Here is a 25282-nt window from a genome sequence, read left to right as displayed (position 1 = left end):
TCTCAATAGCGGATGCGCGGATCGAGCCACGCGTACGCGAGGTCGACCAGCAGGTTGAACAGCACCGCGCAGACGGTCGTCAGCACGACGAGGCCGAGCACGAGCGTGTAGTCGCGATTGATCGCGCCGTTGACGACGAGCTGGCCCAGGCCCGGCAGCGCGAACACCGATTCCGTCACGACGGCCGCGGTGATGGACGAGATGCAGACCGTGCCGAACAGCGACACGACGGGCATCAGCGCGGGCTTGAGCGCGTGGCGCAGCACGATCGTGTGACCAGGCAGCCCCTTCGCGCGCGCGGTGCGGATGTAGTTGCTCGACAGCGTCTCGATCATCGAGCCGCGCATCACGCGCGCGAGCAGCGATACGTTGATCAGCGTGAGCAGCGTGACGGGCAGCACGCGGTAGCGCCAGCCGCCGTCGCCCCAGCCGCCGGCGGGCAGCCAGCCGGCGCCCTCGGACGTCTTCAGCGCGATCGCGAAGATCAGCACGAGCACCGGGCCGAGCACGAACGGCGGAATCACGTTGCCGAAGTTGCCGATCAGCATCACGAAGCGATCGACGAAACTGTCGCGCCGCACCGCGGCGATCGTGCCGAGCAGCACGCCGAGCGCGATCGACAGCGGAATCGACACGCCGCCGACGCCGAGGCTCACCGGAAACGCCTTGCGCACCAGATCGTTGACGGACCAGTCCGTATAACGGAACGAAGGGCCGAGATCGCCGTGCAGCAGCGAGCCGAGATACAGCAGGTACTGCTTCCACAGCGGCTCGTCGAGGTGGTACTTCGCGTTCAGGTTCGCGAGCGTCGCGGCGGAGAGCTGCTTCTCGCTGTCGAACGGCCCGCCGGGCGTGAAATGCAGCAGCAGGTAACAGACGGTGACGACGGCGAGGATCGTCGGCACCGCCCACAGCGTGCGTCGCAATGCGTAGGCCAGCATGATCGGCTCCGCTCCAGTCAGTGCTTGGTCAGGTACATGTCCTGCGAGGCGCGCATGTCGATGTAGTTCGTCAGCGTGTAGCCGCCGACGTACGACTTCACGAGGCGGTCCGCCGAATACTGGAAAAGCGGCACCATCGGATAGTCGTTCATCGCGAGATCGTGCGCCTGCGTGAGCAACGCCGCGCGCGCGCCGTCGTCGAGCTTCTGGTTCGCCTCGGCGACGATCGCATCGACCTTCGGGTTGCAGTAGCCGACCGTGTTCTGCGAGCTGCCGCAGCGGATCAGGTCGAAGAACGTCATCGCGTCGTTGTAGTCGGCGAACCAGCCGTCGCGCGCGACCTGCACCTTGCCGTCGTGGCGCTGCTTCATCAGCACCTTGAACTCGACGTTCTCGAGCTTCGCCGTCACGCCGAGCTTCGTGCGCCATTCGGACGCCGCGAACAGCGCGACCTTCTTGTGCAGATCGTTCGTGTTGTAGGTCAGCGTGAACGTGAGCGGATTCGCGTCGCTATAGCCCGCCTGCTTCAGCAGGTTCTTCGCGTAGTCGATGCGCCTGGCCATCGGCCACGACGCCCAGTCCGGCGTGAACGGCCGCTGCACGCCCTTCACGCCCTTCGGCATCAGCCCATACATCGGCACTTCGCCCGCCTGCGTGATCTTCGACGTGAGAATCTCGCGGTCGAGCACCATCGCGAGCGCTTCGCGCACGCGCTTTTCCTTCAGCGCCGGATCGCTGTTCTTCAGGTAGTAGTAATACGTCGCTAGCTGCAGCCCCGGCCGCAGCTCCTTGCCGAACTGCTTGCTGACCTGGCCGAAGCCGCCCGCGGGAATCGAATACGTATAGTCGATCTGGCCCGCCTGGTACATCCGCAGCGCGGTCTCGTCGTTCTCGATCGGCAGGTACGTCACCTTGCGGACCACGACGTTGCGCGCGTTCCAGTACTTGTCGCTCTTCGCCATCACGATCCGGTTGTTCGGCTGCCAGTCGACGAGCGTGTACGGGCCGTTGCTCACGATGTTCTTCGGGCGCGTCCACGCATCGCCGAACTTCGCGACCGTGTCCTTGTTGACGGGCGCGAGCGGCGCCATCGCGGTGAGCTCGGGGAAGTACGACACCGGCACCTCGGTCGTCACCTCGATCGTGTACGGATCGACCGCGCGAATACCGAGATTGCCCGGCGGCTGCTTGCCCGCGATGATCGCCGACGCGTTCTTCACGAACTCGACGAGGATCGTGTATTTCGAGCCCGTCTTCGGATCGGCCAGACGCTGCCACGAATACACGAAATCCGCGGCCGTCACGGACTGCCCGTTGCTCCACTTCGCGTCGCGGCGCAGCTTGAAGATCCACGTATCCGGCGCCTTGTGCTCCCACGCTTGCGCGACGCCCGGCACCACCGCCCCGCTCGCGTCGATGCGCGCGAGCCCCTCGAACAGATCGAGGCCGATCGTGTTGCCGGTCCACGATTCGATGTGCGCGGGATCGAGCGATTCGACCTCGGCGGGCACCTGCCGCGTCAGGTCCTGCTGATCGGCAAGAGCGACATTCGAGGGAACGGTGACGGCCGAAGCGGATTGCGCGGTCGTCAGGGCGAGCGCGGCCAGCACGGCCGCGAAGGCATGCGTGTGTTTCATCGTGTGCGATTGATAGCAGTAGCGGGTAGCGGAATGGCACGCGCGGCACGAGGCCGTGCGCGGCGCGAAGAACGCTTAGGGCTGAGGAGAAACGGGGGGCCCCTGGTGCCTGTATTTCATGTTAGTCATCCTTACGTTCCTTTCGGCAGGCACCCCATCCAGCACATGAAGGAATGCCCCGCCCTAGAACAATCTCGGCGTTCCCACCCAGACCACCACCGATTCGATCTTCGCGGTGTTGACCCAGCTATGCGGAACCGTCGACTGGTAGTGCGCGCTGTCGCCGGCATGCAGCGCGAACGACTTGCCTTCCAGCGTCAACGACACCTCACCCTCGATCACGTACAGGAATTCCTCGCCTGCATGCGTCGTGACCTCGGAGCGCTTCTGTCCCGGCGGCATCCGCACGAGAATCGCCTCGAGCTGACGCCCTTCCGGCACGTTCGTCAGCCGCGCGAACAGGTTCGCCGAGTCGGCGAAGCTGAAAAAGCGCAACTGTTCGCCGCGGCAGACCGAACGCTCTTCGCTCGGCGTCTCGACGAAGTACTGCACCGTAACGCCCAGCGCGTGCGCGATGCCGGCCAGCGACGTGATGGACGGCGACGCGAGCCCGCGTTCGACCTGCGACAAAAACGGCTTGGAAATACCCGCGGCGGTCGCTGTTTCGTCAAGCGTGCGCTTCAGCCTCTGCCGCAACGCCCGAATCTTGCTCCCGAGCGCCACGCCCGCATTGGCTGGCCGCGTGTTTTCAGTGGAAGGAACCATAGCAGGCCGAAATCTGATCGTCAAAAAATGTTTGATGGAAAATAACGAAGTTTGATAGATATGACTTACTCTTCGTCGTCCCGAACTACGCCGCCGCCCTGACGCGGACACAGCGAACGGCGGCGGCAAGATCGGGACGGCACGCTATCTTGCCAGACTCGCCGCCTTCACAGGCAAGCTGCACGCGGGTTTGCGCGTGTTGCGACAGATCACGGCAACCGGCTTTCAATCAGCCCACGACCATGAGCAGCAAAGAAGACAGCCCTCTTTTTCGGGGATTACCCTGAGTGACGAAGAACAGACACGCCGCGCGAATCGCGGCCGCCTCGCTGGCCGCGACGATCTCGCGGCCCGCCCGTTTTTCACCGGCGACGTCGCACGGCCCATCCGCCGCGCGCCGCGCCTCGCCTTGCGCCCCGACCCGGGCGCTTGCCCGCTTGACGACATGACAACCACTTGCACTTTCCAGCGCGCCGCACGCGCATGCTTCGCCACCTCGCCACCTCCACCGCGCAATCCACGGGCAGGCGCCGATCCGCCGGGCCCCGCACGCCGCCACGCCGCGGCCGGCGTCTCGCCCGCTATCCGTCGCGCCGTCGCGCGCGGCGTTTCGTCTGTTCAATCCAGAGGTGCACAATGAATACTCACGTCTCCCAGACCCGCTCGTTCACGACGGTCTTCATGATCGAAATGTGGGAGCGTTTCGGCTACTACGGGATGGCGGCCCTGCTCGTCCTGTTCATGGTCGACAAGCTCGGCTTCACCGACGGCCAGGCGAACCTCACCTGGGGCGCGTTCACCGCGCTCGTCTACGCGTCGCCGTCGATCGGCGGCTGGATCGGCGACAAGGTGCTCGGCGCGCGCCGCTCGATGGTCATCGGCGCCGTCGTGCTGTGCGCAGGCTACCTGATGCTTGCGATTCCGAACGATCATCTCGCGTTCATGTACGCATCGCTCGGCGTGATCGTCGTCGGCAACGGGCTCTTCAAGTCGAATGCCGCGAATCTCGTGCGCCGCATCTACGAAGGCGACGACGCGCGCATCGACAGCGCGTTCACGATCTACTACATGGCGGTCAACATCGGCTCCACCGCGTCGATGCTCGCCACGCCGTGGATCAAGGATCACTGGGGCTGGCATGCCGCGTTCGCCGTCTGCTGCGCGGGGATGGCGCTCGGCATCCTCAACTTCGTGCTGATGCATCGCACGCTCGCGCACATCGGCTCGCAGCCCGATGCGCAACCCGTTCACTGGCGCCGCCTCGCGGCGGTCGCGGCGGGCGGCGTCGCGCTCGGCCTCGTGACGATGTACGTGCTCGGGCACAAGCGGCTCGCGGTCGCGAGCGTGTGGGTTGCCGCGTTCGCGATCCTCGCGATCTTCGCGTACATGATCGCGAAATCGAACCGCTCCGAGCGCTCGGGCCTCATCGCCGCGCTGCTCCTGATCGCGCAGGTGATTCTGTTCTTCATCTTCTACGTGCAGATGCAGACGTCGCTCACGCTGTTCGCGCTGCGCAACGTCGATCCGCGCTTCATGCTGTTCGGCACGACGCTCTTCACGTGGAGCCCCGCGCAGTTCCAGGCGCTCAACCCGATCTGGATCATGCTGCTGAGCCCCGTGCTCGTCGCGATCTACGACGGCCTCGGCAAGCGCGGCCGCGATCTGCCCGTCGCCGGCAAATACGCGCTCGGCTTCGGCGTCGTCGCGCTCGGCTACCTCGCGTTCGCGATCAGCGGGCACTTCGCGGTCGACGGCCGCGTGTCGTCGTGGTTCATGGTCGCGGGCTACGGCTTCTACTCGCTCGGCGAGCTGCTCGTGAGCGGCCTCGGCCTCGCGATGATCGCGCGCTACGTGCCGGCGCGGATGGGCGGCTTCATGATGGGCGCGTACTTCGTCGCGACGGGCGTATCTCAATATCTCGGCAGCGTCGTCGCGAACTTCGCGCAGATGCCGTCGAACGATCTGCCCGCAACCGCGTCGCTGCCGCTTTACATCGAGCTGTTCACGGGCCTCGGCTGGCTCGCGGCGGCCGGCACGGCGATCGGCCTGCTGATGCTGCCGCTGATGAACAGGCTCTCGCGCGAGCATCACCGCTGCGAAGCGCAGCGTCGCGGGGCGCAGGCCGCCGCCGCGCACTAGTGAAATCCCTCGACATGTAACTTGCGCGCCACATTCTCCCTACGGTTCGCCCGCAAGCGTCCTACACTGAAACCAATTCGCCGGCACGGGCGACATCGGCAGGGAGAGTGCGATGAAAAGCAAGACGACGAGGCTTTGGCGGATGCTGTCGGACATCCGACGCGCGCAGCGGTGCGCGGCGCTGCGCGCGGCGGCTGCGGCGGCCGACGTCGACGCGCTCCTGACGGAGCGCGACGACGATCCCCGCGACGCGGACGAGGCAGCGCAGGACGACGCGTCGAGCGCGAAGCGCGCGAGGACCGACCTGCGCCATTGATGGCGCCACACCGTGCGCGCAGGCCATGCGCGCGCGGCTTCTTCGTCAGCCCGGCAACAGCATCAGCGTGTCGCCGGCGCCCCGCTCGCCCGTCGCATCGGACGGATGTCCGACCGCCTTCCCGCCGATCACCATGTTGCTCGATCCGCCGCCGTCGAGATTGACGGCCGACATCGCGCCGAGCCACGCCATCACCGCCGCCGTTTCCGGAATGCTCGTGCCGACGCTCAGCGCGGGCAGCCGGCCGTCGATCTCGACGAGCAGGATCGTGCCGCCGGCCGCGACGCCGACCGCGGTGCGCCCGTTGCGCGCGACGTACCAGCCGTTGTACCAGTTGCCGTTCGCTGTGCCGCCTTCGCCCGCTTCGACGCCGCCCACCGTCGGCGCGAAACCTTCCTGCGCGGCGCTTTGCGCGAGATTCGGCACGGACAGCGTCGGCCCCGCCTCGACGAGCGACGTGCCCGACGCGAGCGCGAGATCCGCGCCGTCGGCCGACAGCCGACGCGATACCGCGAGGCGCGTGCCCGCCGTCGCGTGCGCCTGCAGCCACGCGGCGCTCGCGCCGAGCGTCGCGTGGCCGGCGACGACGGCGCCGTTCGCATCGACCGCGAGCTCGTATCTCGCGCCCTGGTAGCCCGCGTCGACGAGTGTGTTCGACGCGCCGCCGCGCAGGTACAGCGAGTCATACATCACGAGGTCGTCATGGTTCGTGCACACCGTGTCCTGCGCCGGCGCGCTCGTCGGCGTGCGCGCCTGCACGCCGCAATTGACGACCGTGCCGAGGATCGGCCGGTTCAGCGTCTGGACCGCGATCGCGCTGCCTTGCGCGTCGGTCAGCGTGATCGTCGTCGCGAGATTGCGCACGACCGCCGCGCACGAGCAGCAGGCCGGGGCGCTTGCCGATCGCCGCCGCGACGAGCCGCCCGTCGGCCACCGTCGCGCCGACAGGCGAGCGCGGCGGCAGCGCCGCGCCGCTCAACCCACCGCGCTCGCCTCTTCGAGCACGCCGCGCTGCTGGATCGCGTCGACGACATCCGTGATGCAGTTGCGCAGCCAGTCGTGCGCGACGCTGTTGTCGTAGCGCCGGTGCCAGTACAGCGACCACGTCACCGGCTCGAGATCGAGCGGCAGTTCGCGAATCGCGAGGCGCGAGTCGCCGAGGCTCAGCGCGTGCCGCTCGGACATGATGACGGCGAGCGGCAGCGCGTCGAGCATGCTCGGCACGACGAGCCAGTGCGGCACGTTGAACGCGATGCGGCGCGTGAAGCGCATCTCCGCGAGCATGGTATCGATCAGGCTGCTGTCGACGGGATTGATCGATACGTTGAGAAAGTCGAGCGCCGCGAAGCGCTCGAGCGTGAGCGGCCTGTTCGCATCCGGATGGCGGCGGCTCAGCACGCAGACGAGCCGGTCCTGAAACAGCACGTGCGACGAAATCGAGCCCGGATGATCGAGCCCCGCGCAGACCGCCATGTCGAGCCGGCCGGAATCGAGCGCCTCGATGGTCTTGTCCGCATTCAGGTGCATCACGTTCATCCGGATGTGCGGAGCCGTCCCCCGAATATTGCGCAGCAGCGGCGGCAACAGCAGCAATTCGGTCAGGTCCGACATTCGGAGCGTAAAACGGCGATCTGACGTAAATGAATCGAATTGATTTTCCGGAACAAATAATTCTTCGATCTGTTGCAAGATCTGACGAATCGGGCAAGCGAGCGCTTTCGCCCGGGGCGTCAGCTCCATGCCGAGCGGCGTGCGCACCAGGATCTCGTCCTTGAACACGTAGCGCAGCCGCCCGAGCGCGTTGCTGACGGCCGGCTGCGTCAAGCCGACCCTTTGTCCGGCGCGGGTCACCTGCCGCTCCGCGAGCAGCGCATCCAGTATGACGAGCAGATTCAGGTCGATCGAACGTAGATTCATGATTGCGCCATTCCTTTTCCGAAATTGGCCGCCAAATGATCAGCCTTCGGAATTTTCGAAATACAAATAAAAATTGAATTTAGTAATTCGACGAAAAAGAATAGCCCAATTATTTAAATACCTCGCCTCAATTAGAATAAGAGCACGGTTTCCGTTACGGGCCGGAAAGGATCGTCATTTTTGTAAGCATCCCGGATTCGCAAGCGGCGGCGCGCAAAAAAACGCGCGGCGGCCGAAGCCGCCGCGCGTTCTCTCTCGGGTCGTCGCGATTCAGACGGTCGCGACCGGATTGACAGGAGAGCCGACCAGCCCGCGAATGTGCAGCGGCGGCGCCGTCAGCAGAAACCGGCTGCGCCCTGCCGTACGCAACCACTCCGCCAGCGGCGTCAGCCTCCACAGCTCGCCCAGGTGAATCCCCAGCTTGAACAGGCACAGCTCATGCAACGGCATCAGCGCGCCGGGGACCTCCCGCGACTTCAACACCCCGGGCCGCTCTTCCACCGCGTGATTGTCCGCCGCCAGCACCGACAGCCCGCTCTCGTCCACCCACTTCAGCAGCCGCCCGTCCTCTCCGTCCAGCACGCAACACCCCGTCAACGCTCCCGCCTCCTCCCCCAGCAACCTCTCCGCGAACCCCGTGTGCACGCACACCATGTCCCCGCGCTCCACCTCCACACGGTCCGCCTCCAGCACCCGCATCAGCGCGTCGTAGCCCACCTTGCGCCGCCCGTCTCCGTAGTGGTGCCGCAGATCGATCAGCACTCCGCGTCCCTGTACCCCCGTCTGCGCCATCACCTCGATCCCCAGCGCATGCGCGCCGCCCTCGCTGTCCCCTTCCTTCGGCACCACCACGTGCTCCCCCAACCGGTAGCCGTTGTAGAACACCACCTCCGCATGCCCATCATCGTCCGCGTCGAACACCCCGCCCACGTGCGACAGCGCATCCCACTGCGTCGAGTACTGCGAGTGCACGCAGAACGCGTCGTCGCACACCACGTCCGTCGCGTTGCGCGCCGATTCGTCCGCCCTATACCCAAAGTACGGACGCCCCCCCCAGTTGCGCCGCCATCACCCGCGGCGGCTGCCGCCGCGCGTTCAGCCCTCCACCCCGCGGCACGTCCAGCGGCAGGCTCAGCGAGAACACCTTCCCCACCTTCACCTCCAACAGCCCCTCCAGCACCTTCCCCTCCGTCAGCCAGTTCAGCCGCCCCTTCTGGTCCTCATCTCCAAATTCACCCCAGTTCGACCCAGCCGGGCGCCGTTTCCATCTTCGTTCAGTCAAGCGAGCCTCCCGTATCGGTCGACGACGCGCCGGCCGAGCCGGTCGTCAATTCCACGAGCGGCGCGAGCGACCCGCCGTCGACGAGCGCCGACACCGCATCGCGCAGCGCGAGCGCCAACGGCATGCCGAGCGTCGCGCCCGCGGCCAGCATGAACTTCGCCGTCAGCTCCTGCTCGGTCAGCGGCCGCGCATTGGTGCCCTTGCTCGATTCGATGCGCGCCTCGAGCGCATGCCCGTTCACGGTCGTCACGCGCATCACCGCCGGCAGCCCCGCCGGAAAGCGCGCATCGCACCACGGATCGGCGACGCAGCGCACCTTCGCGGCGAGCGCGCGCCGCGCGGGATCGTGCACGTGCGCATCGTCGAAGTCGTCGAACCAGACGCCGAGCCCGCCGCCGCCGAGCAGTGCGGCCGCGACCGTGTACGGCCCCGAGAACGCGGCCGCATAGCCGTTCGGCGGTCGCATCTTGATTTCGGCGGGCTCGCCGATCGTGCGCAGCGTCGGGCCCGCGACGCTCAGCTCGATCGACGCCACCTCGTCCGCGTGCAAGCCCCCGGCCTTCAGTTGCAGCGCGGCGTCGATGCCCGGGTGCGTGAAGTGGTTGCACGGATACGGCTTGAAGATGATCTGGCTCGTCTCCCATTCGTCGCCGAGATGGCTCAACACTTCGTTCGGCTCGGCGAGATCGCCGCACCACGCATGGAAGAAGCCGAACCGGCCTTCGAGCGCGGTCGGCGGCGCGGTGACGCCCGCCGCCGCGAATTCCGCCGCGCTCACGCCCGCGTGCGCGGCCCAGCCGCAGTGAACGCGCTTGACCGAGCCGCCCGTGCGGTTCGCTTCGAGCAGGCCGGCGCCCATGCTCGCGGCGATGCCGAGCGCCGACGCGATCCCCGCCGCATCGAGCCCGTACAGCATCGCCGCGGCCGCCGCGGCGCCGAGCGTGCCGCAGATCGAGGTCGCGTGCTGGCCGCGATCGAAGAACACCGAATTGCCGAGCCGCTCGTTGTACGCGGCGACGCCGAGCCGGATGCAGATCTCGGTGCCGACCGTGATCGCGTCGAGAAGCGCCGCGCCCGAAGCGTTCGTCGCCTCGGCGACGGCGAGCGCCGCGGGAATCACCGACGCGCTCGGATGCAGCACCGACAGCATGTGCGAATCGTCGAAGTCCATCGCGTGCGCGAGCGTGCCGTTGACGAGCGCGGCGCCCGCCGCAGGCAGCCTGTCCCGCGCGCCGACGACGCCCGCCGGGCCGCGTGCCGCCCAGCCGCGCGCGACGCGCAGCACCGCCTGCGCGACGGACTCGCGATGCGCGATCAGGCTGTTGCCGAGCAGGTCGAGCACGCGCGCGGCGGCCTCTTCGCGCAGTTGCCGGTCGAGCCCGTCGATGCGAACCGCGGCCGCGAAGCGGCCGAGCGCGCCGACGATGCCGTCGGCGGGCGGCGTGGCGACGGGCGCGGCGCGGCGCGCAGCCACCCGTGTGATGGTCAGATCGGCTTCGTTCATGACAGGGCTCCGTTCGAACGCAGGTTGCCCGCGAGCGCGAGCGTGACGCGCGCATTCGCGATCAGCGGCGGCGCGACGACGCGCCCGTCGGGCAGCACGAACACCGACGACGCGGACGACGCGCCGGCGGCCGCGTCGACCGCGTCGAGAATCCGCTCGGCCGCCTCGATCTCGTCGGCGGACGGCGTGAACACCTCGTTGATCACCGGCACCTGCGACGGATGGATCGCGAAGCGGCCGACAAAGCCCATCGACTTCGCGCGCAGCGTCGATTCGCGCAGCCCGTCGAGATCGGTCAGCGTGTGATAGACGGTCTGAATCGGCCCGGCGAGCCCCGCCGCACGCGCCGCGACGACGCAACGCGCGCGGCACACTTCGAGCGTGAAGTTGTCGACTCCGATCTGCAGATCCGCGCGCAGATCGCTCTCGCCGAGCCCGATCCGCTCGAGCCGCGGCGAAGCGGTCGCGAGCTGATATGCGGTTTCGACGCCGTACGCGGATTCGATCAGGATCTGGATGCCGGCCGCGCTGCCGAGTGCGTCGAGCCACGCGGCCACTTCGCGGATCTCCCGCGGCTCGTCGCACTTCGGCAGGCGCAGCGCGGACAGCGCGGGCAGCGCGATCGCCGCGACGTCGTCGCGGCACCACGGGCTCGAATACGGATTGACCCGCACGTAGGTCGGCTTCGCCGGCCCCGCCGCGAGAATCTTCGCCGCGGCCTCGCGCGCGGCGGCCTTGTGGGTGGCCGGCACCGCGTCCTCGAGGTCGAGGACGATCGCATCGGCGTCGCTCGCATAGGCCTTGTCGACGACAGCCGCCTTGTGCGCCGGCACGTACAGGTAACTGCGGTGATTCGCGCTTCTCGTCATAGTGCACCTCGTTGGGTCAAATCGGCGAGTTCGCCGGCATCGATGCCGAGCGCGCCGAACACTTCGTCGTTGTGCGCGCCGCGCCGCGGCCCGCCCCAGCGGATCGCGCCCGGCGTGTCGGACAGCCTGAACGGCACGTTGTGCGTGCGGAACGCACCGAGCTCCTCGTCGCGCACCGTCACGATCGAGCCGAGCGCCGCGTACTGCGGATCGCGCAGCACGTCGGTCACGTCGTAGATCGGCGCGATCGCGGCCTCGGCGCGCTCGAACTCCGCGATCGCCTCATCGCGCGTGCGTTGCGCGATCCAGCCGCCCACCGCCGCATCGAGCTCGTCCGCGTGGCGCGCGCGCCCCGCGCCCGTCGCGAACCACGGCTCGTCGACGAGATCCGCGCGTCCGACGAGCCGCATCACGCGTTCCGCGATGCTCTGCGCGGACGTCGACAGCGCAACCCACTTGCCGTCCGAACTCCGGTACACGCCGCGCGGCGAATTGTTCGACGAGCGGTTGCCGGTGCGCGGCGGCACGACGCCCGTCTGGTCGTAGCTCGCGATCTGCGCGCCGAGCGCGGCGAGCATCGTCTCGATGATCGCGAGATCGACGACCTGGCCGCGCCCGGTGCGCTCGCGCGCCTTGAGCGCCGTGAGCGTCGCGAACGCGGCGTTCAGGCCCGCGATCGTGTCGGCGAGCGGAAACGACGGCAACAGCGGCGCGCCGCCCGCCTCGCCCGTGACCGACGCGAGCCCGCTCATCGCCTCGGCGAGCGTGCCGAAGCCCGGCCGGCTCGCATACGGGCCGAACTGCCCGAAGCCCGTCACGCGCACGAGCACGAGGCGCGGATTGACCGCCGACAGCACGTCGTAGCCGAGCCCCCAGCGCTCGAGCGTGCCGGGCCGGAAGTTCTCGATGATGACGTCCGCCGTCGCCGCGAGCTCGCGGAACAGCCGCTGACCGTCGGCATGGCCGAGATTGAGCGTCACCGAGCGCTTGTTGCGCGCGATCACCTTCCACCAGAGCGGCACGTCGTCGCGCCGCGCGCCGTACTTGCGGGCGGGGTCGCCCGCCGGATGCTCGACCTTGATCACGTCGGCGCCGTAATCGGCGAGCATCGTCGCCGCGAGCGGGCCGGCGAACAGCGTCGCCGCGTCGATCACGCGGATGCCGTCGAGCGGCGGCGCATCGTGCGCGCGCGTTCGCGTCTCGGCTTGCCGCTCATCGATGTCCACGTTCGTCATCGTGTTCTCCAATCGGCTCGTCGGCCGGAGCGCGTCGCACGATCCGGCCCGTTCATTTGGATGACTAATCGTCGGCCGGCGCGCTTCGCCCCGGACGGCGCCGTCCCGTCAGACGGGATTGACCCGATACAGCGGGAAATACGTCTTGATCTTCCCGTTGACGTAGTCGGAGGCGAGCGCCGGCACGTCGTCGAAATCGTAGATCTCGGTCGGCTCCGGCCCGACCCAGTCCGTCGATTCCTGGAAGTCGCGAATCGCCTCGCTGTCGTCGTATCGCCACGCGTGCGTGTGAATGTGCAGCCGGCGATTGATGCACTCGGTCGCGCGCAGGTTCCAGAGCCGCATGCCGGTCTTCCAGCCGACCGTCGCGACGATCCCGGTGCGGCCGATCACGCGCATCGTCGCGCGATAGAGCGCGCCGCCCAGATTGTCGAGGAAGATCGCGACGCCGCGTCCGCCGCTCAGCTCGCCGATGATCTCGGCGAACGCGCTCTCCGACGCGCGGTAGTTCGCCTGATAGTCCGGATCGCCGCGGTAGCGCTCCTCGTCGTACGCGAGATGCGGGAAACCGCGCCGGTCGACAGGCGTGATGCCGAGCTTCTCGATGTCGGCAAGGCGCTTGTCGCCGCTCGCCGTCATCGCGACGCGAAAGCCCTCGCGCTTCGCCAGTTGCAGCTCCGCGAGCGTCGTGCCGCCGCCCCAGCCGAACACCAGATAGTCGGCGGGATCGACGTCCGGCAGTTGCGCGCGCCAGCACTTCGACGCGACCTTCCAGTTGTCCCACGCGGTGAAGTAGCGGCCGTAGGTCGCCCATTGCAGCAGCGAATGGCGGCTGTCCTTCGGCACGGGCACGAGATTGTCCGCGCGGATCTTCGTGCGGCGCGCCATCACGCCGATCGTCCCCGGCGCGTCGTATGCGTAGACGAGCTCCGCGAAGCCGTTTTGATCGCGCTTGCCGAACGGCATCACCATGCAGATCTCGCCGATCTCCGGGCGCTTCGCGCCGCGACCGCGATCGACGACGCGCACGAGCGCGCCGTTGCCGAGCACGATCTTCTCTTCGCCGCGCTGGCGGCAGATGTCGACCGGATTGCGCGACAGCGCGTGGTCGAGATTCGCCTCCCACGAGCCGTACAGCGGCTCGACGAGCGCTTCGTCATCCTCAAGACCGGCGAACTGGAACGTCTCCCGGCGCAGCTCGCCGGGCACCGGCGCGTGCTTCTTCGTCTGTTCGGGGCCGGCATACAGCACCCATGCTTCAGTCGTGATCATCACTAGTCCTCGATGGATGGCAAACGTTGGGGAATGCGCGTTGCGCGGGCTGGCCGCTTCAGCGCGCCTGCTGCGTCTCCAGTGCCGCCTCGACGTCGGACGCCGTCGCGACTTGCCCGAGCTTCGGGAAGATCTGCGTGAGTGCGAAGGTCTGCGCGTCGGTCGACCAGGTGCTGACCGCGTCGCTGACGATGACGACGTTGTAGTTGTTTTCGTAAGCCTGGCGTGCGGTCGACTCGACGCCGATGTTCGTCGCGATGCCGGTCAGCACGATGTCGGTGATCCCGCGGCGGCGTAGCTGCACGTCGAGATCGGTGCCCGTGAACGCGCCCCACTGATGCTTCGTGACGACGACGTCGAGCGGCTGCACGCCGAGCGCCGGCGCGAACGCACTCCATTCGGGATCGAGGTTCGGCGGCGAAGGCGGCACGCCGGTCTTCACCTTCAGCGCGACGGCGCCGTCCGGCTGATAGCTCGTGTGCACGAAGATCACCGGCAGCTTGCGCGCGCGGAACGCGCTCGCAAGCTCGGCCGTCTTCGCAACCACGTCGCCGCCCGATTGGGGCACCACGGGCAGCGAAACGATGCCGTTCTGCAGGTCGATCGCCACGAGGGCAACGGTCGGATTGAGCGTAGGAATGGACATGTCAATCGGTCTCACTTCTGTTGGGGAATGGGTTGAGAGGCCGCGTCGATGTGCGGGCTCGACGCCGCGTTGAACAGCAGCAGCGCGCTGACGGCGAGCAGCGCGAGCGCGAGCGCGTGCAGCCCGCGATCGCTCGCCGCACGGCCGAACGCGATGCCCACGAGCGCGAACGACAAGCCGCCGCCGACGTACTGCGCGGTCCGGTAGAGTCCCGCCGCCGCACCGATCCGCTCGCCCGGCGCGCTCCGGTAGAGCGTCGCCTGGTTGCCGAGATTGTTGAATCCGTTCGGAATCCCGAACACGATCGACAGCGGGACGATCACCCATACCGGCATGTCGGCCGACATCAGCGCCATCACGCCGCAGCCGACGCACAGCATCGCGGAGCCGAACACCAGCACCGGGCGCGATCCGCGGCGATGCGTGAGCCTCGTCGCGACGAGCGTCGTGATCGTGCCGAACGCCGAGATCGGCAGCATCACGAGGCCGGCGTCGCGCGCGGCAAGGCCCTTGACGTCCTGCAGCCACATCGGCAGCGAATAGAAGATCGCGTAAAACACCATGTACGTGCCGATGCAGCGCAGATACGTCGCGACGAGCGGGCGATTGCCGGCGAGCATCCGGACGTCGACGAGCGGCTCGGCGACGCGGCGCTCGTGGCCGACGAGCAGCGCGCCGAACGCAATGCATGCGCCGAGCAGCAGCCAGTCGGGCGCATCGAACGCGGTTTGCAGGAACGACAGCAGGCTCGCGAGCATCGCAACGAACAGCGCGGCGCCGAGCCAGTCCTGCTCGCGCAGCGTCGCACGGCGTTGCCCCGCGCGCGGAGCGTCGGCCGGCAGCCACGTCATGCCGAGCACGAACGCGACGACGACGAGCGGCACGTTGACCCAGAACACGCCGCGCCAGCCGGCGTACTGCACGAGCAGGCCGCCGAGCGGCGGGCCGAATGCGACGGCCACCTGCGCGGCGATCGAGATCGCGCCGAGGCTGCTCGTCGGCGTCGCGCCCTGCGCATGGCGCTGCGACCACGCGCGGATCATCGCGATGCCAGCCGGGTACGCGGCCGACGTGCCGATCCCGAGCATCACGCGCGCCGCGACGAGCCAGCCAAGCGACGGCGCCCACGGCGCCAGCGCGGCGGCGGCCAGCACGATCGCGAGCCCGGCGAGGAAGATCCGCTTCGCGCCGAAGCTGTCCGCAAGCCGGCCCATCATCGGCTGCCCGACCGCGGTCGCGAGATAGAGCCCTGACACGAGCCACATGACGTCGACATCGCCGCCGCCGGAAAACGCGCGCCGGATGTCGACGAGCGCGACCGCGATCATCGACGAATTCAGCGCGTTGAGCAGCGTGCCGAGCACAATCGGCAGCACGAGCGTGCGCGGCAGCGAGAGTCCGCTCTTGCCAGGCGCGCCGCCGTGCGCATCGGTCAGGGTATCGCTTCGGTCCAGCTTCATGGTGGCTTCGCGTGGCGCCGCTTCGGACGCAATCGGAGTTGAACGTGGCGTTCACGATAGCGATTCGCACGCACCATTTGAAATGGATTGTTGCGATGCACACATTCATGCGGGGAATGCGCGCCCCGCGCCGGACCAGCGCCGCGCGCGGTTTAGTGCGTTTCCGGAACAGGCTTTCCGGGCTGCGCTGGCGCGCTGCAGCAGTGCATGCAGGCAACGAACGCGCGGCATGGACGCGCGTGATGAGGGGGCGTTCCGATCCCGAAACGCATGCCAAAAACGAAACAGGCGTGCGCAGGCATTACGCGAACGCTTCATCTATCGATCGCTGTGTCTCGCGTTTGCGCGCACTGCTCATGCATCGTTTTCGTGCATGACGATCGACGAACCCACCGAAGGAAACCGGTGCGATGCCGCGCAACGAACGGACCGCGGCCCCGCTTCGCGAGGCGTCGTCGCCGTGCCGTGTTGTGTTGTGCCGTGTCGCACACCGATGTGTTGCACATCGAGGTGCGACGGAGCCATTCGCCAGCCGGGCCAGCGCATCAACCGATCGTCTGCCGCGCATCGCCCGACGCCGCGCGGCGCTCGCCGCTCGCGGCGCGCCCGTCCGCGTGGCCGACGATGTCCTCGAGCGAGCGGTTGTTCGTCCGCGGCCCGAACGCGCCGATCGACAGCATCACGATCGCCATGCTCGCGCCGATCAGCACGAACACCGACGACACGCCGGCATGCTCGATCAGCAGCGCGACGAGAAAGCTGCTCGCGATGCCGGTGAGCCGCCCGATCGAATGGACGAAGCCGAGCGCGCGGCTGCGGATCCCGGTCGGGAACACCTCGGACTGGTATGCGGTCGCATTGCTCGCAAGCACCGTGTTGCACAGCGTGACGAGCACGCCGAACGCGATTACCGCGGCGGGATGCGCGGACATCGCAAAACCCGTGCCGAACAGCGCGACGCCGAACGCGCTCGCGACGATCAGCCATTTGCGCTCGATCCGGTCCGCAAGCACGGCGGCGGCGAACGGCGAGACCGGATACGCGAATGCGATCACGAACGCATACCAGAGGCTCTTCGTCACCGACGCGCCCTGCGCGGCGAGCAGCGTCGGCAGCCATTGGCTGAAGCCGAAGAAGCCGATGCTCAGGAATGCGTTGAACACGATCAGCATCGCCGTGCGGCCGCGATTGTCGGCGTCCCACATCGATGCGCGGCGCGACGATGCAATCGCGTGGCGCGGCACGTCGACGGGCGACAGCGGCCGGCCGGCCTCGCGCTCGACGGACGCTTCGAGCCGGCTCAGGATCGCATCGGCCTGCGCGGCGCGGCCGCGCTCCGCGAGCCAGCGCGGCGACTCGGGCAAGCGCGACTGCAGCCACCAGACGACGGCCGCGCCGCTGCCGCCGAGCAGCACGACCCAGCGCCAGCCGGAGATGCCGAGCGGCGCGTGCGGCACCCATAGCCACGACACGAACGCGAGCACCGGCATCGCGAGATAGCCGATCGCGAAGCACACGGCGAACGCGCGGCCGCGCACGGCTTTCGGCACGAGCTCCGACAGGAACGCGCCGATCGTGATCAGCTCCGCGCCGACCCCGCAACTCGCGACGAAGCGGCATACGAGCACGCCGAGCGCGGTCGACTGCACGCACATCGCGACGCTCGCGGCCGTGTAGAGCAGCAGCGAGCCCGTGAAGAGCGCGCGGCGGCCGAAGCGGTCGGCGAGCCGCGACACGAACATCTCGCCGACGAACAGGCCGGCGAACGTCACCGCGCCGAGCGCGCCCTGATCCGATATGCCGAACGCGCCGCGCGCGCCCGCATGAAAAATGCCGTCCCGTATCATGCCGGCGGGCAGGTAAGTCATCTGGAACAGGTCGTACACCTCGAAGAAGCCGCCGATGCTCAGCACCCAGACGAGCTTCCAGATCGTCGCGGTTGCGGGCAGGCGATCGATGCGCGCCGCGAGCGACGCAGCTTGAACGTCCGACATGGCGTCTCCTCCATGATCCGGCGTCGCCGAGCGCGCCGGGTTATTCGAAATCGAATGGGAATACTGACGATTCAGGCCGATGCCGCGAATTCAGACGGTCGCGACCGGATTGACAGGAGAGCCGACCAGCCCGCGAATGTGCAGCGGCGGCGCCGTCAGCAGAAACCGGCTGCGCCCTGCCATACGCAACCACTCCGCCAGCGGCGTCAGCCTCCACAACTCGCCCAGGTGAATCCCCAGCTTGAACAGGCACAGCTCATGCAACGGCATCAGCGCGCCGGGGCTCTCCCGCGACTTCAACACCCCGGGCCGCTCTTCCACCGCGTGATTGTCCGCCGCCAGCACCGACAGCCCGCTCTCGTCCACCCACTTCAGCAGCCGCCCGTCCTCCCCGTCCAGCACGCAACACCCCGTCAACGCTCCCGCCTCCTCCCCCAGCAACCTCTCCGCGAACCCCGTGTGCACGCACACCATGTCCCCGCGCTCCACCTCCACACGGTCCGCCTCCAGCACCCGCATCAGCGCGTCGTAGCCCACCTTGCGCCGCCCGTCTCCGTAGTGGTGCCGCAGATCGATCAGCACTCCACGTCCCTGTACCCCCGTCTGCGCCATCACCTCGATCCCCAGCGCATGCGCGCCGCCCTCGCTGTCCCCTTCCTTCGGCACCACCACGTGCTCCCCCAACCGGTAGCCGTTGTAGAACACCACCTCCGCATGCCCATCATCGTCCGCGTCGAACACCCCGCCCACGTGCGACAGCGCATCCCACTGCGTCGAGTACTGCGAGTGCACGCAGAACGCGTCGTCGCACACCACGTCCGTCGCGTTGCGCGCCGATTCGTCCGCCCTATACCCAAAGTACGGACGCCCCCCCAGTTGCGCCGCCATCACCCGCGGCGGCTGCCGCCGCGCGTTCAGCCCTCCACCCCGCGGCACGTCCAGCGGCAGGCTCAGCGAAAACACCTTCCCCACCTTCACCTCCAACAGCCCCTCCAGCACCTTCCCCTCCGTCAGCCAGTTCAGCCGACCCTTCTGGTCCTCATCTCCAAATTCACCCCAGTTCGACCCAGCCGGGCGCCGTTTCCATCTTCGTTCCATCGATGCGTCTCCTTGATCGTGCCGCATCGCGCCGCGTACGCGGCACGATGCGCGGCAAGCGGCCTCATTCCGGCCGAATCACGCCGTTCCGGGCCAGCCGCGCGTACTCGTGCGCGCCGAGCAACGGCAACAGAATCTCGCGGTTGTGCTCGCCGAGCTTCGGCGCGGCCCGCCTGAAACCGCCCGGCGTGCCGGACAGGCGCGGCACGACACCGTGCATCGGCAAGCTGCCGACGTCGTCGTCGGGCAACTCGACGATTGCCTCGCGCTCGATCACGTAGCGATCCTGAACGATCTGCGCGATGTCGAGGATCGGCCCGACCGTCACGCCGGCCTTCTCGAAAAACGCGAGGTTGTCGGCGAGATCGCGCGCTGCGACGAACGCGCCGACGATCGCGTCGAGCTCGCCCGCGTGCTGCACGCGCTGCACGTTCGTCGCGTAGCGCGGATCATCGATCAGGTCCGCGCGGCCGATCGCGCGAAACAGCCGCTCCGCCATGCCTTGCGTCGAGCTCGACAGGCACAGCCACTTGTCGTCGCGCGTGCGGTACGCGTTGCGCGGCGCGGTGTTCGACGAGCGGCTGCCGGTGCGCTCCTTCACGCGCCCCGTCAGCACGTAGTTCGCGGCGGCCGGCCCGAGAATCGAGAACAGCGGCTCGAACAGCGACACGTCGATCACCTGCCCCCGCGCGCCGTCGCGGCACGCGTGCAGCGCGACCAGCACCGCGATCGCGCCAGACAGCCCGGCCGTCATGTCGCCGAGGAACATCGGCGGCAGCACCGGCTCGCGATCCGCGAAGCCGTTGATCGACGCGAAGCCCGCGTATCCTTCGGCCAACGTGCCGAAGCCCGGCTTGTGCCGGTACGGGCCCGTCTGCCCCCAGCCGGAAATGCGCGCGATCACGAGCGACGGACGCAGCGCCAGCAGCACGTCCGGCCCGAGCCCCATCTGCTCGAGAACGCCCGGCTTGAAGCTCTCGACGAACACGTCGGCATCGCGCACGAGCCGCTTCACGATGTCGATGCCATCGGCCGAGCGCAGATCGACGCACACGCTGCGCTTGTTGCGCCCGTACACTTTCCAGTTCGTGCTGACGCCGCCCGCGCCGACCGCGCGCAGCGTGTCGCCGCGCTCGTTCTCCACCTTCACGACGTCGGCGCCGAAATCCGCGAGCTGCAGGCTCAGCATGTTGCCCGCCATCAGCCTCGACAGATCGACGACGCGCACGCCCGCAAGCGGGCCGCGCGCGTCGGCGTCGAAGCGCTTCGCGTGAATCGGCCCCGTGTCCGCGCGGCGGCGCGGCGACGCGCGTTCCTCGGCCTGCGTTTGTCGAACATCCATCGTTGCCCCCGATTCGAATCCGGTCCGTCACCGGCCGACGCCCGGCCGCATGCCGGCCGCCGCCGTTCTCATGTCATTCGTGCGCCGCGCCGAACAGATCGACGACCTGCGCGACGCCCGCCGCCGATGGCAGATCGCCGCCGAGCACATGCGTGAGCGCGTTCGCGGCGGCCTGCACGCGCGGCAGATAATCGGCCTGCACCTTCTTGTTGAAGCGAAAGCGCGGCACGCCGAGCGACAGCGCGCCGATCAGCGAGCGACCGACGCCGAACACCGGGCACGCGATCGCCGCGCTGTCCGGATCGCGCTCGCCGAGCGACACCGCATAGCCCTGCGCGGCCGTCTTGTCGAAGCCGCCGCCGCGCGCGCCGGAAAACGCGAGCAGCACGCGCCCCGCCGCGCCCACGTCGAGCGGATAGCGATCGCCCTCGCGCAGATAGGTCCGCACCGCGCGCCGCGGATGGATGCGGAACAGGCACACGCGCTGGTCGCCCTCGCGCACGTAGAACGCGGTCGTTTCGCCCGTCTCCGCGCCTAGCGCGTCGAGCACGGGCACGACGTGCTCGCGCAACTGGAACGACTCGCGATACATCATCCCGAGCTGGAACACCGCGGGCCCGAGCACGTAGCGGCCGTCGTTGAGCCGCTTGATGAAGCGAAACCGTTCGAGCGACTCGAACATCCGCAGCAGCGTGCTCATGTTGACGCCCGACGCTTCGCTGACCTGAGCGAGCGTCAGGCCGCCCGGCGCTTCGCCGAACGCGACGAGCGCCGCGAGCGCCCGATTGACCGCGGCCACGCCGCCATCCGTCTGATTCGTCATGTCTGCCTCGTCGTCACGGCCTTTCCGGTCAGCGGGTCGGCCGCAATCAAATTTTTGAAAGTCACTTTCATTATACAAACGAACGTCTGAAAAACAACGGATCAGGTTTCAGAAACACGTCGATGTTTACCCGATACTCATGATTATCAGGGTTAACGACAGACTTGACGTTACGCCACAATCGACAAAAATGAAAGTGACTTTCATTTTTTAGAACAGACATGAAAACATCGAACGAGCCGGTCTGGCGCTCGCTGCTCTACGTTCCCGCGCACGTGCCGCGCTTCGTCGCGAAGGCGGCCGACTGCGACGCCGACGCATTGATCCTCGATCTCGAAGACAGCGTGCCGCCCGAATGGAAGACGCCCGCGCGCGACGGTCTCGCCGATACGGTGGGCGGCCTCGCCGCCGCCGGGCGCGAGGTGCTCGTGCGCGTGAACGGACCGCTCGAACCGCTCGTCGCGGACCTGCGCGCGGCGCTGGCGGCGGGCGTGCACGGCGTCGTGCTGCCGAAGGTGCGCGGCGCGTCGCATGTCGAGGCGATCGACGAACTGCTCGACACGCTCGAAGCCGAGCACGGCATCGCCGCGGGCCACACGCGGATCGTCGCGATCATCGAAACCCCCGGCGCATTCCAGGCGATGGAGCGGATCGCGCGCGCGTCGCCGCGCATCGCCGCGATGATGCTCGGCGGCGGCGATTTCGCGCTGCACTGCGGCGCCGAGGCGCGCGCGGACGTGCTGCGCGTGCCGAAGCAACTGCTCGTGATCGCCGCGCGCGCGGCGGGCATTCAGCCGCTCGGGCTCGTTGGCGGGCTCGACGAAATTCGCGACCTCGACATGTTCGAGCGGCTCGCGCGCGAATCGGCGGACCTCGGCTACGCCGGCGCGACCTGCATCCATCCTGCGCAAGTCGACGTGCTCAATCGCGCGTTTCGCCCGTCCGACGCCGCGGTCCGCGCCGCGCGCGAGGTCGTCGCCGCTTACGACGACGCGCGCGCGAACGGCCGCGGCGCGCTGCGCGTCGGCAACCGGATGGTCGACGCGCCGGGCGTCGCGCACGCGCGCAACGTGCTCGCGCGCGCCGACGCGATCGCGCGCCGCCCGCGACGAAGCGCGGCAGCGTGACGCGCGCCGCCATCCGATACGCGCCCGCGGCCAACGCACACGCCCGGTCCGGAGCGATGACCGGGCGGCGTCGCATCGCCGCGCGCACGACAGACCGTGTTCGATGCCGACCTGCCGGCCACCGGCAATCGCCGCCTCGACCGCGACGATGCAGGCGGCTGCGGCGGCCATGACCACGGCGAAGGCACCGGTCGCAAGCCGAAGTAGCAGCGACAGCAGCAAGCACGACGAAGAACGATCCCAAAGAAAGAAAAAGCGGAAACATAGGTGGAGACAACGATGGATAAACGACTGTCCGCGCTGTGCGGACTGGGCCTCGTCTCGGCCGGCGCATGCGCGCAAACGAGCGTGACGCTTTACGGCGTCGCCGACGCGTACATCGAGTACGCGACGAACCAGGCGAGTGCGAAAGGCGAGCCCGCCGCGCTCGCGCGGATGGGCTCGGGCGGCAAGAGTGGCTCGCGCTGGGGCATCAAGGGCGCCGAGGCGCTCGGCGGCGGCTGGCGCGCCGCGTTCCGGCTCGAGAGCGGCATCAACCTGAACAACGGCACCGGCACGGGCGCGGGCGGCTTCGACCGTTCCGCGTGGGTCGCACTCGAGCATCCGCGCTGGGGCACGCTGCGCTTCGGCCGCCAGTACACGACGCTGTTCGACATCATGGAGCACTACTCGCCGACGGGCGCGTATTCGACGCTGTACGAACCGGATGGTGCGATCATCGGCATCAACTTCCGCGAGAACAACGTCGTCAAATATCTCGCGACGGTCGGCCCGATGACGTTCGAGGCGCACTACGCGTTCAGCAACGAGCCGGGCGCATTCCAGGCGAGCGCCGCGCACGGCGCGGGCTTCGATTACACGGGCGGCGCGCTGTCGTTCGCGTTCGCGTACGACGACGTGCACACGCCGCAAGCCGGCAGCTTCGCGCATTTCCGCCGCTACGCGGCCGCCGCGATGCTGACCTTCGAGGCGACGCAACTGATCGCGGGCGTCGCGCATGGGCAAGGCGGCGTCGCGACGCCGGCGGTCGTCACGCGCTACACGTTCTGGTGGATCGGCGTGCGTCAGGCGATCACGCCGGTCGTTCAACTGATCGGCGCGCTGTACGCGGAGCGCGTGCGCGCGCAAAACCCGGCGCGCACGCCGACGGCGCAGCATGCATCGGGCACGCCGCAACAGGCGACGCTGCAGCTCAACTACTTCGCATCGAAAACGACGACGCTGTACGCGGCGGCCGGCTACGCGCGCCACGCGGCGCTCGACTTCGACGATTACAACTACGGCTTCCTCCACTACTCGCTTGCCGGCGGCCGCTCCGGCAGCGCGGGCGTCGCCGTCGGCGTGCGCAAGCTGTTCTGAGCCGCGCGCCTCGATCCCTTCACCACAGGAGCCACGCCACCATGAATCGACGCCATTTCCTCGCCGCCGCAGCCGGCCTGCCGCTTGCCGCGACGCTCGCACCGCTTCGCGCGCGCGCACAACCGAACGCAGCGCCGGCGCCCACGCTCGCGCGGCAGCTCGCCGAATACGCGGCGGGATTGCGCTATGAGGATCTCGACTCGGCGACGATCGACACCGTCAAGTCGCATCTGATCGACGCGCTCGGCTGCACGCTCGCCGCGCTCGACGAGCCGCCCGTGCGCATCGCGCGCGACGCGGCGCGCAGCATCGGCGGCGGACCGTCGACGATCATCGGGACTGCCGAGCGAACGAGCCCCGATCTCGCGACGTTCGCGACGGGCACCGCGCTGCGCTATTTCGACTTCAACGACGCATACGCGGGCCGCGAAATCGGCCATCCGAGCGACAACATCGCCGCGTGCGTCGCGGTGGCCGAGGCGCAGCACGCGAGCGGCCGCGACCTGATCCTGTCGATCGCGCTCGCGTACGAGATCGCGTGCCGGCTGATGGACGCGGCCGCGATCAGCCCGCGCGGCTGGGACCACACGTGCTACTCGCTGCCCGCCGCCGCGCTCGCGGCGGGCAAGCTGATGCGCATGCCGGTCGACTCGCTCACGCAGGCCGTGAACCTGTCGCTCAACAGCCATCTCGCGCTGAACCAGACGCGCGTGCAGGAACTGTCGAACTGGAAAGCGCTTGCCGACGCGGACGCCGCGCGCAACGCGGTGTTCTCGACGCTGCTCGCGCGCGCGGGGCTCACCGGGCCGTCGCCGATCTTCGAGGGCGAGGCGGGTTTCTTCCGGCAGGTGTCGGGGCCGTTCGAGCTCGACACGAGCCGTTTCGGCGGACGCGGCGAACCGTTCAGGATCGCGCGCTGCTTCGTCAAGTACTACCCGGCGCAAGGCTTTACGCAGACCGCGATTCCGGCCGCGATCGACGTCGCGTCGCAAGCGGGCGACCTGAGCCGGATTCGCCGCATCGACGTGCACACGACACGCGTCGGCTACGTGACGGCCGGCAGCGAGCCGGAGAAATGGAAGCCGTCGACGCGCGAAACCGCCGACCACAGTCTGCCGTACGTCGTCGCGCGCGCGATGCTCGACGGCGATATCCGGACCACGAGCTTCTCGGACGCCGCGCTGCGCGATCCGGCGCTGCGCGCGCTGATCGCGAAGATCCGCGTCGAGGAAGATCCGGCGCTGACGGCAGGCTACCCGGCGCGCGCGGCGAATCGCGTGACCGCGCATTGCCGCGACGGCGCGGTCTATGCGCAGCAGATCGACGATCTGCCAGGCTCGCCGACACGGCCGATGCGTCGTGAGGATTTCGAAGCGAAATTCGTGAAGAACGGCGGCGCGCGCCTGAGCGCACAGCGGATGCGCACGGCGCTCGACCGGCTGTGGCGGCTCGACGAACTGCAGGACGTCGCGACGCTGCCGCCGCTCTTCGCCGCAGGATGAGCGACGCGCGCGAGGCGGGCGACGAACGCGCGCGGAGCGGCCCTCTGGCGCGTC

20 protein-coding genes and 4 pseudogenes are annotated in these 25282 nt (G+C 68.4%); 7 read left to right on the top strand and 17 right to left on the bottom strand.

Annotated features, from left to right (window positions below):
- Positions 1 to 2: 2 nt before the first annotated feature.
- From WS92_RS04175 to WS92_RS37085, 4 genes and pseudogenes are all read right to left on the bottom strand, one after another.
- Positions 3 to 941: an ABC transporter permease subunit gene (locus WS92_RS04175; RefSeq protein ID WP_015603158.1), complete on the bottom strand. Its 939-nt coding sequence runs from the start codon at positions 939 to 941 to the stop codon at positions 3 to 5.
- Positions 942 to 958: 17 nt separating this feature from the next.
- The gene (locus WS92_RS04170; protein ID WP_059933432.1) at positions 959 to 2578 is read right to left on the bottom strand and encodes a peptide ABC transporter substrate-binding protein; all 1620 of its coding nucleotides are present in this window, start codon (positions 2576 to 2578) and stop codon (positions 959 to 961) included.
- Between the two features lie 183 nt (positions 2579 to 2761).
- Positions 2762 to 3343 carry a cupin domain-containing protein gene (locus WS92_RS04165; protein WP_015602757.1) on the bottom strand — a complete coding sequence of 194 codons (582 nt, stop codon included), beginning with the start codon at positions 3341 to 3343 and terminating at the stop codon, positions 2762 to 2764.
- Positions 3327 to 3572 (bottom strand): annotated as a pseudogene (locus WS92_RS37085) (hypothetical protein). The gene WS92_RS04165 and the pseudogene WS92_RS37085 overlap by 17 nt, the downstream one beginning before the upstream one ends.
- Between WS92_RS37085 and WS92_RS37080 the strand changes: the two are divergent.
- From WS92_RS37080 to WS92_RS04155, 3 genes and pseudogenes are all read left to right on the top strand, one after another.
- A pseudogene (locus WS92_RS37080) lies at positions 3540 to 3792 on the top strand (hypothetical protein). The pseudogenes WS92_RS37085 and WS92_RS37080 overlap by 33 nt on opposite strands.
- Before the next feature lie 187 nt (positions 3793 to 3979).
- A complete protein-coding gene (locus WS92_RS04160; RefSeq protein ID WP_059933435.1) occupies positions 3980 to 5482 on the top strand; it encodes a peptide MFS transporter in 1503 nt (500 codons plus the stop codon).
- Between the two features lie 112 nt (positions 5483 to 5594).
- Positions 5595 to 5798, top strand: coding sequence for a hypothetical protein (locus tag WS92_RS04155; RefSeq protein WP_015602633.1), 204 nt, complete (start codon positions 5595 to 5597; stop codon positions 5796 to 5798).
- A gap of 45 nt (positions 5799 to 5843) precedes the next feature.
- Here WS92_RS04155 and WS92_RS04150 read toward each other — a convergent pair.
- The 9 genes and pseudogenes from WS92_RS04150 to WS92_RS04110 all read right to left on the bottom strand — a co-directional run.
- Positions 5844 to 6771 (bottom strand): annotated as a pseudogene (locus tag WS92_RS04150) (phosphodiester glycosidase family protein); the annotation flags it as partial.
- A 2-nt stretch (positions 6772 to 6773) separates the two neighbouring features.
- Positions 6774 to 7715, bottom strand: coding sequence for a LysR family transcriptional regulator (locus tag WS92_RS04145; RefSeq protein WP_059933438.1), 942 nt, complete (start codon positions 7713 to 7715; stop codon positions 6774 to 6776).
- A 270-nt stretch (positions 7716 to 7985) separates the two neighbouring features.
- Positions 7986 to 8997, bottom strand: a pseudogene (locus WS92_RS04140) (cyclase family protein).
- Positions 8990 to 10501 (bottom strand): MmgE/PrpD family protein, encoded by a 1512-nt coding sequence (locus WS92_RS04135; protein WP_059933443.1) that lies wholly within the window; start codon positions 10499 to 10501, stop codon positions 8990 to 8992. The pseudogene WS92_RS04140 and the gene WS92_RS04135 overlap by 8 nt, the downstream one beginning before the upstream one ends.
- Positions 10498 to 11370 carry an HpcH/HpaI aldolase/citrate lyase family protein gene (locus tag WS92_RS04130; protein ID WP_059933445.1) on the bottom strand — a complete coding sequence of 291 codons (873 nt, stop codon included), beginning with the start codon at positions 11368 to 11370 and terminating at the stop codon, positions 10498 to 10500. The genes WS92_RS04135 and WS92_RS04130 overlap by 4 nt, the downstream gene beginning before the upstream one ends.
- Positions 11367 to 12617 (bottom strand): CaiB/BaiF CoA transferase family protein, encoded by a 1251-nt coding sequence (locus WS92_RS04125; protein WP_041861981.1) that lies wholly within the window; start codon positions 12615 to 12617, stop codon positions 11367 to 11369. The genes WS92_RS04130 and WS92_RS04125 overlap by 4 nt, the downstream gene beginning before the upstream one ends.
- 96 nt (positions 12618 to 12713) lie before the next feature.
- Positions 12714 to 13877 (bottom strand): zinc-binding dehydrogenase, encoded by a 1164-nt coding sequence (locus WS92_RS04120; RefSeq protein ID WP_015603286.1) that lies wholly within the window; start codon positions 13875 to 13877, stop codon positions 12714 to 12716.
- 58 nt (positions 13878 to 13935) lie between these two features.
- The gene (locus tag WS92_RS04115; RefSeq protein ID WP_009915991.1) at positions 13936 to 14523 is read right to left on the bottom strand and encodes an isochorismatase family protein; all 588 of its coding nucleotides are present in this window, start codon (positions 14521 to 14523) and stop codon (positions 13936 to 13938) included.
- Between the two features lie 11 nt (positions 14524 to 14534).
- Entirely contained in the window at positions 14535 to 15983 is a 1449-nt protein-coding gene (locus tag WS92_RS04110; RefSeq protein WP_059933448.1) for an MFS transporter, read from the bottom strand.
- A gap of 44 nt (positions 15984 to 16027) precedes the next feature.
- Between WS92_RS04110 and WS92_RS34220 the strand changes: the two genes are divergently transcribed.
- Complete coding sequence (locus WS92_RS34220; RefSeq protein WP_162486725.1) at positions 16028 to 16360, top strand: hypothetical protein; 333 nt, start codon at positions 16028 to 16030, stop codon at positions 16358 to 16360.
- Positions 16361 to 16528: 168 nt separating this feature from the next.
- On the opposite strand, the gene WS92_RS04105 is transcribed toward WS92_RS34220, so the two are convergent.
- From WS92_RS04105 to WS92_RS04090, 4 genes are all read right to left on the bottom strand, one after another.
- Positions 16529 to 17977, bottom strand: a complete 1449-nt coding sequence (locus tag WS92_RS04105; protein ID WP_006029852.1) for an MFS transporter — start codon at positions 17975 to 17977, stop codon at positions 16529 to 16531.
- 90 nt (positions 17978 to 18067) lie between these two features.
- On the bottom strand, positions 18068 to 19075 hold the full coding sequence (locus WS92_RS04100; RefSeq protein ID WP_059933451.1) for a cyclase family protein: 1008 nt from the start codon (positions 19073 to 19075) through the stop codon (positions 18068 to 18070).
- A gap of 64 nt (positions 19076 to 19139) precedes the next feature.
- Complete coding sequence (locus tag WS92_RS04095) at positions 19140 to 20417, bottom strand: CaiB/BaiF CoA transferase family protein (RefSeq protein WP_059933455.1); 1278 nt, start codon at positions 20415 to 20417, stop codon at positions 19140 to 19142.
- Positions 20418 to 20490: 73 nt separating this feature from the next.
- The gene (locus tag WS92_RS04090) at positions 20491 to 21240 is read right to left on the bottom strand and encodes an IclR family transcriptional regulator (protein WP_015604095.1); all 750 of its coding nucleotides are present in this window, start codon (positions 21238 to 21240) and stop codon (positions 20491 to 20493) included.
- A 221-nt stretch (positions 21241 to 21461) separates the two neighbouring features.
- On the opposite strand from WS92_RS04090, the gene WS92_RS04085 reads away from it, so the two are divergent.
- The 3 genes from WS92_RS04085 (at position 21462) to WS92_RS04075 (ending at position 25228) form a co-directional block, all read left to right on the top strand.
- Positions 21462 to 22367 carry an HpcH/HpaI aldolase/citrate lyase family protein gene (locus WS92_RS04085; protein ID WP_015604109.1) on the top strand — a complete coding sequence of 302 codons (906 nt, stop codon included), beginning with the start codon at positions 21462 to 21464 and terminating at the stop codon, positions 22365 to 22367.
- Between the two features lie 279 nt (positions 22368 to 22646).
- The gene (locus WS92_RS04080) at positions 22647 to 23726 is read left to right on the top strand and encodes a porin (protein WP_015604145.1); all 1080 of its coding nucleotides are present in this window, start codon (positions 22647 to 22649) and stop codon (positions 23724 to 23726) included.
- Between the two features lie 41 nt (positions 23727 to 23767).
- Complete coding sequence (locus WS92_RS04075) at positions 23768 to 25228, top strand: MmgE/PrpD family protein (protein WP_059933458.1); 1461 nt, start codon at positions 23768 to 23770, stop codon at positions 25226 to 25228.
- Positions 25229 to 25282: the final 54 nt, after the last annotated feature.

Origin of the sequence: Burkholderia sp. MSMB1588 (assembly GCF_001546925.1) — a bacterium.
GTDB classification, from domain to species: domain Bacteria; phylum Pseudomonadota; class Gammaproteobacteria; order Burkholderiales; family Burkholderiaceae; genus Burkholderia; species Burkholderia humptydooensis.
The sequence above is the reverse complement of the archived record's forward strand: the minus strand, read 5'-3'. Positions and strand labels throughout refer to the sequence as shown.

What these genes read in the sequence shown, in the direction of transcription:
- WS92_RS04175 (WP_015603158.1), bottom strand. Translation starts at nt 941, where the DNA reads ATGCTGGCCTACGCATTGCGACGCACGCTGTGGGCGGTGCCGACGATC.
- WS92_RS04170 (WP_059933432.1), bottom strand. Translation starts at nt 2,578, where the DNA reads ATGAAACACACGCATGCCTTCGCGGCCGTGCTGGCCGCGCTCGCCCTG.
- WS92_RS04165 (WP_015602757.1), bottom strand. Translation starts at nt 3,343, where the DNA reads ATGGTTCCTTCCACTGAAAACACGCGGCCAGCCAATGCGGGCGTGGCG.
- WS92_RS04160 (WP_059933435.1), top strand. Translation starts at nt 3,980, where the DNA reads ATGAATACTCACGTCTCCCAGACCCGCTCGTTCACGACGGTCTTCATG.
- WS92_RS04155 (WP_015602633.1), top strand. Translation starts at nt 5,595, where the DNA reads ATGAAAAGCAAGACGACGAGGCTTTGGCGGATGCTGTCGGACATCCGA.
- WS92_RS04145 (WP_059933438.1), bottom strand. Translation starts at nt 7,715, where the DNA reads ATGAATCTACGTTCGATCGACCTGAATCTGCTCGTCATACTGGATGCG.
- WS92_RS04135 (WP_059933443.1), bottom strand. Translation starts at nt 10,501, where the DNA reads ATGAACGAAGCCGATCTGACCATCACACGGGTGGCTGCGCGCCGCGCC.
- WS92_RS04130 (WP_059933445.1), bottom strand. Translation starts at nt 11,370, where the DNA reads ATGACGAGAAGCGCGAATCACCGCAGTTACCTGTACGTGCCGGCGCAC.
- WS92_RS04120 (WP_015603286.1), bottom strand. Translation starts at nt 13,877, where the DNA reads ATGATCACGACTGAAGCATGGGTGCTGTATGCCGGCCCCGAACAGACG.
- WS92_RS04115 (WP_009915991.1), bottom strand. Translation starts at nt 14,523, where the DNA reads ATGTCCATTCCTACGCTCAATCCGACCGTTGCCCTCGTGGCGATCGAC.
- WS92_RS04110 (WP_059933448.1), bottom strand. Translation starts at nt 15,983, where the DNA reads ATGAAGCTGGACCGAAGCGATACCCTGACCGATGCGCACGGCGGCGCG.
- WS92_RS04105 (WP_006029852.1), bottom strand. Translation starts at nt 17,977, where the DNA reads ATGTCGGACGTTCAAGCTGCGTCGCTCGCGGCGCGCATCGATCGCCTG.
- WS92_RS04100 (WP_059933451.1), bottom strand. Translation starts at nt 19,075, where the DNA reads ATGGAACGAAGATGGAAACGGCGCCCGGCTGGGTCGAACTGGGGTGAA.
- WS92_RS04095 (WP_059933455.1), bottom strand. Translation starts at nt 20,417, where the DNA reads ATGGATGTTCGACAAACGCAGGCCGAGGAACGCGCGTCGCCGCGCCGC.
- WS92_RS04090 (WP_015604095.1), bottom strand. Translation starts at nt 21,240, where the DNA reads ATGACGAATCAGACGGATGGCGGCGTGGCCGCGGTCAATCGGGCGCTC.
- WS92_RS04085 (WP_015604109.1), top strand. Translation starts at nt 21,462, where the DNA reads ATGAAAACATCGAACGAGCCGGTCTGGCGCTCGCTGCTCTACGTTCCC.
- WS92_RS04080 (WP_015604145.1), top strand. Translation starts at nt 22,647, where the DNA reads ATGGATAAACGACTGTCCGCGCTGTGCGGACTGGGCCTCGTCTCGGCC.
- WS92_RS04075 (WP_059933458.1), top strand. Translation starts at nt 23,768, where the DNA reads ATGAATCGACGCCATTTCCTCGCCGCCGCAGCCGGCCTGCCGCTTGCC.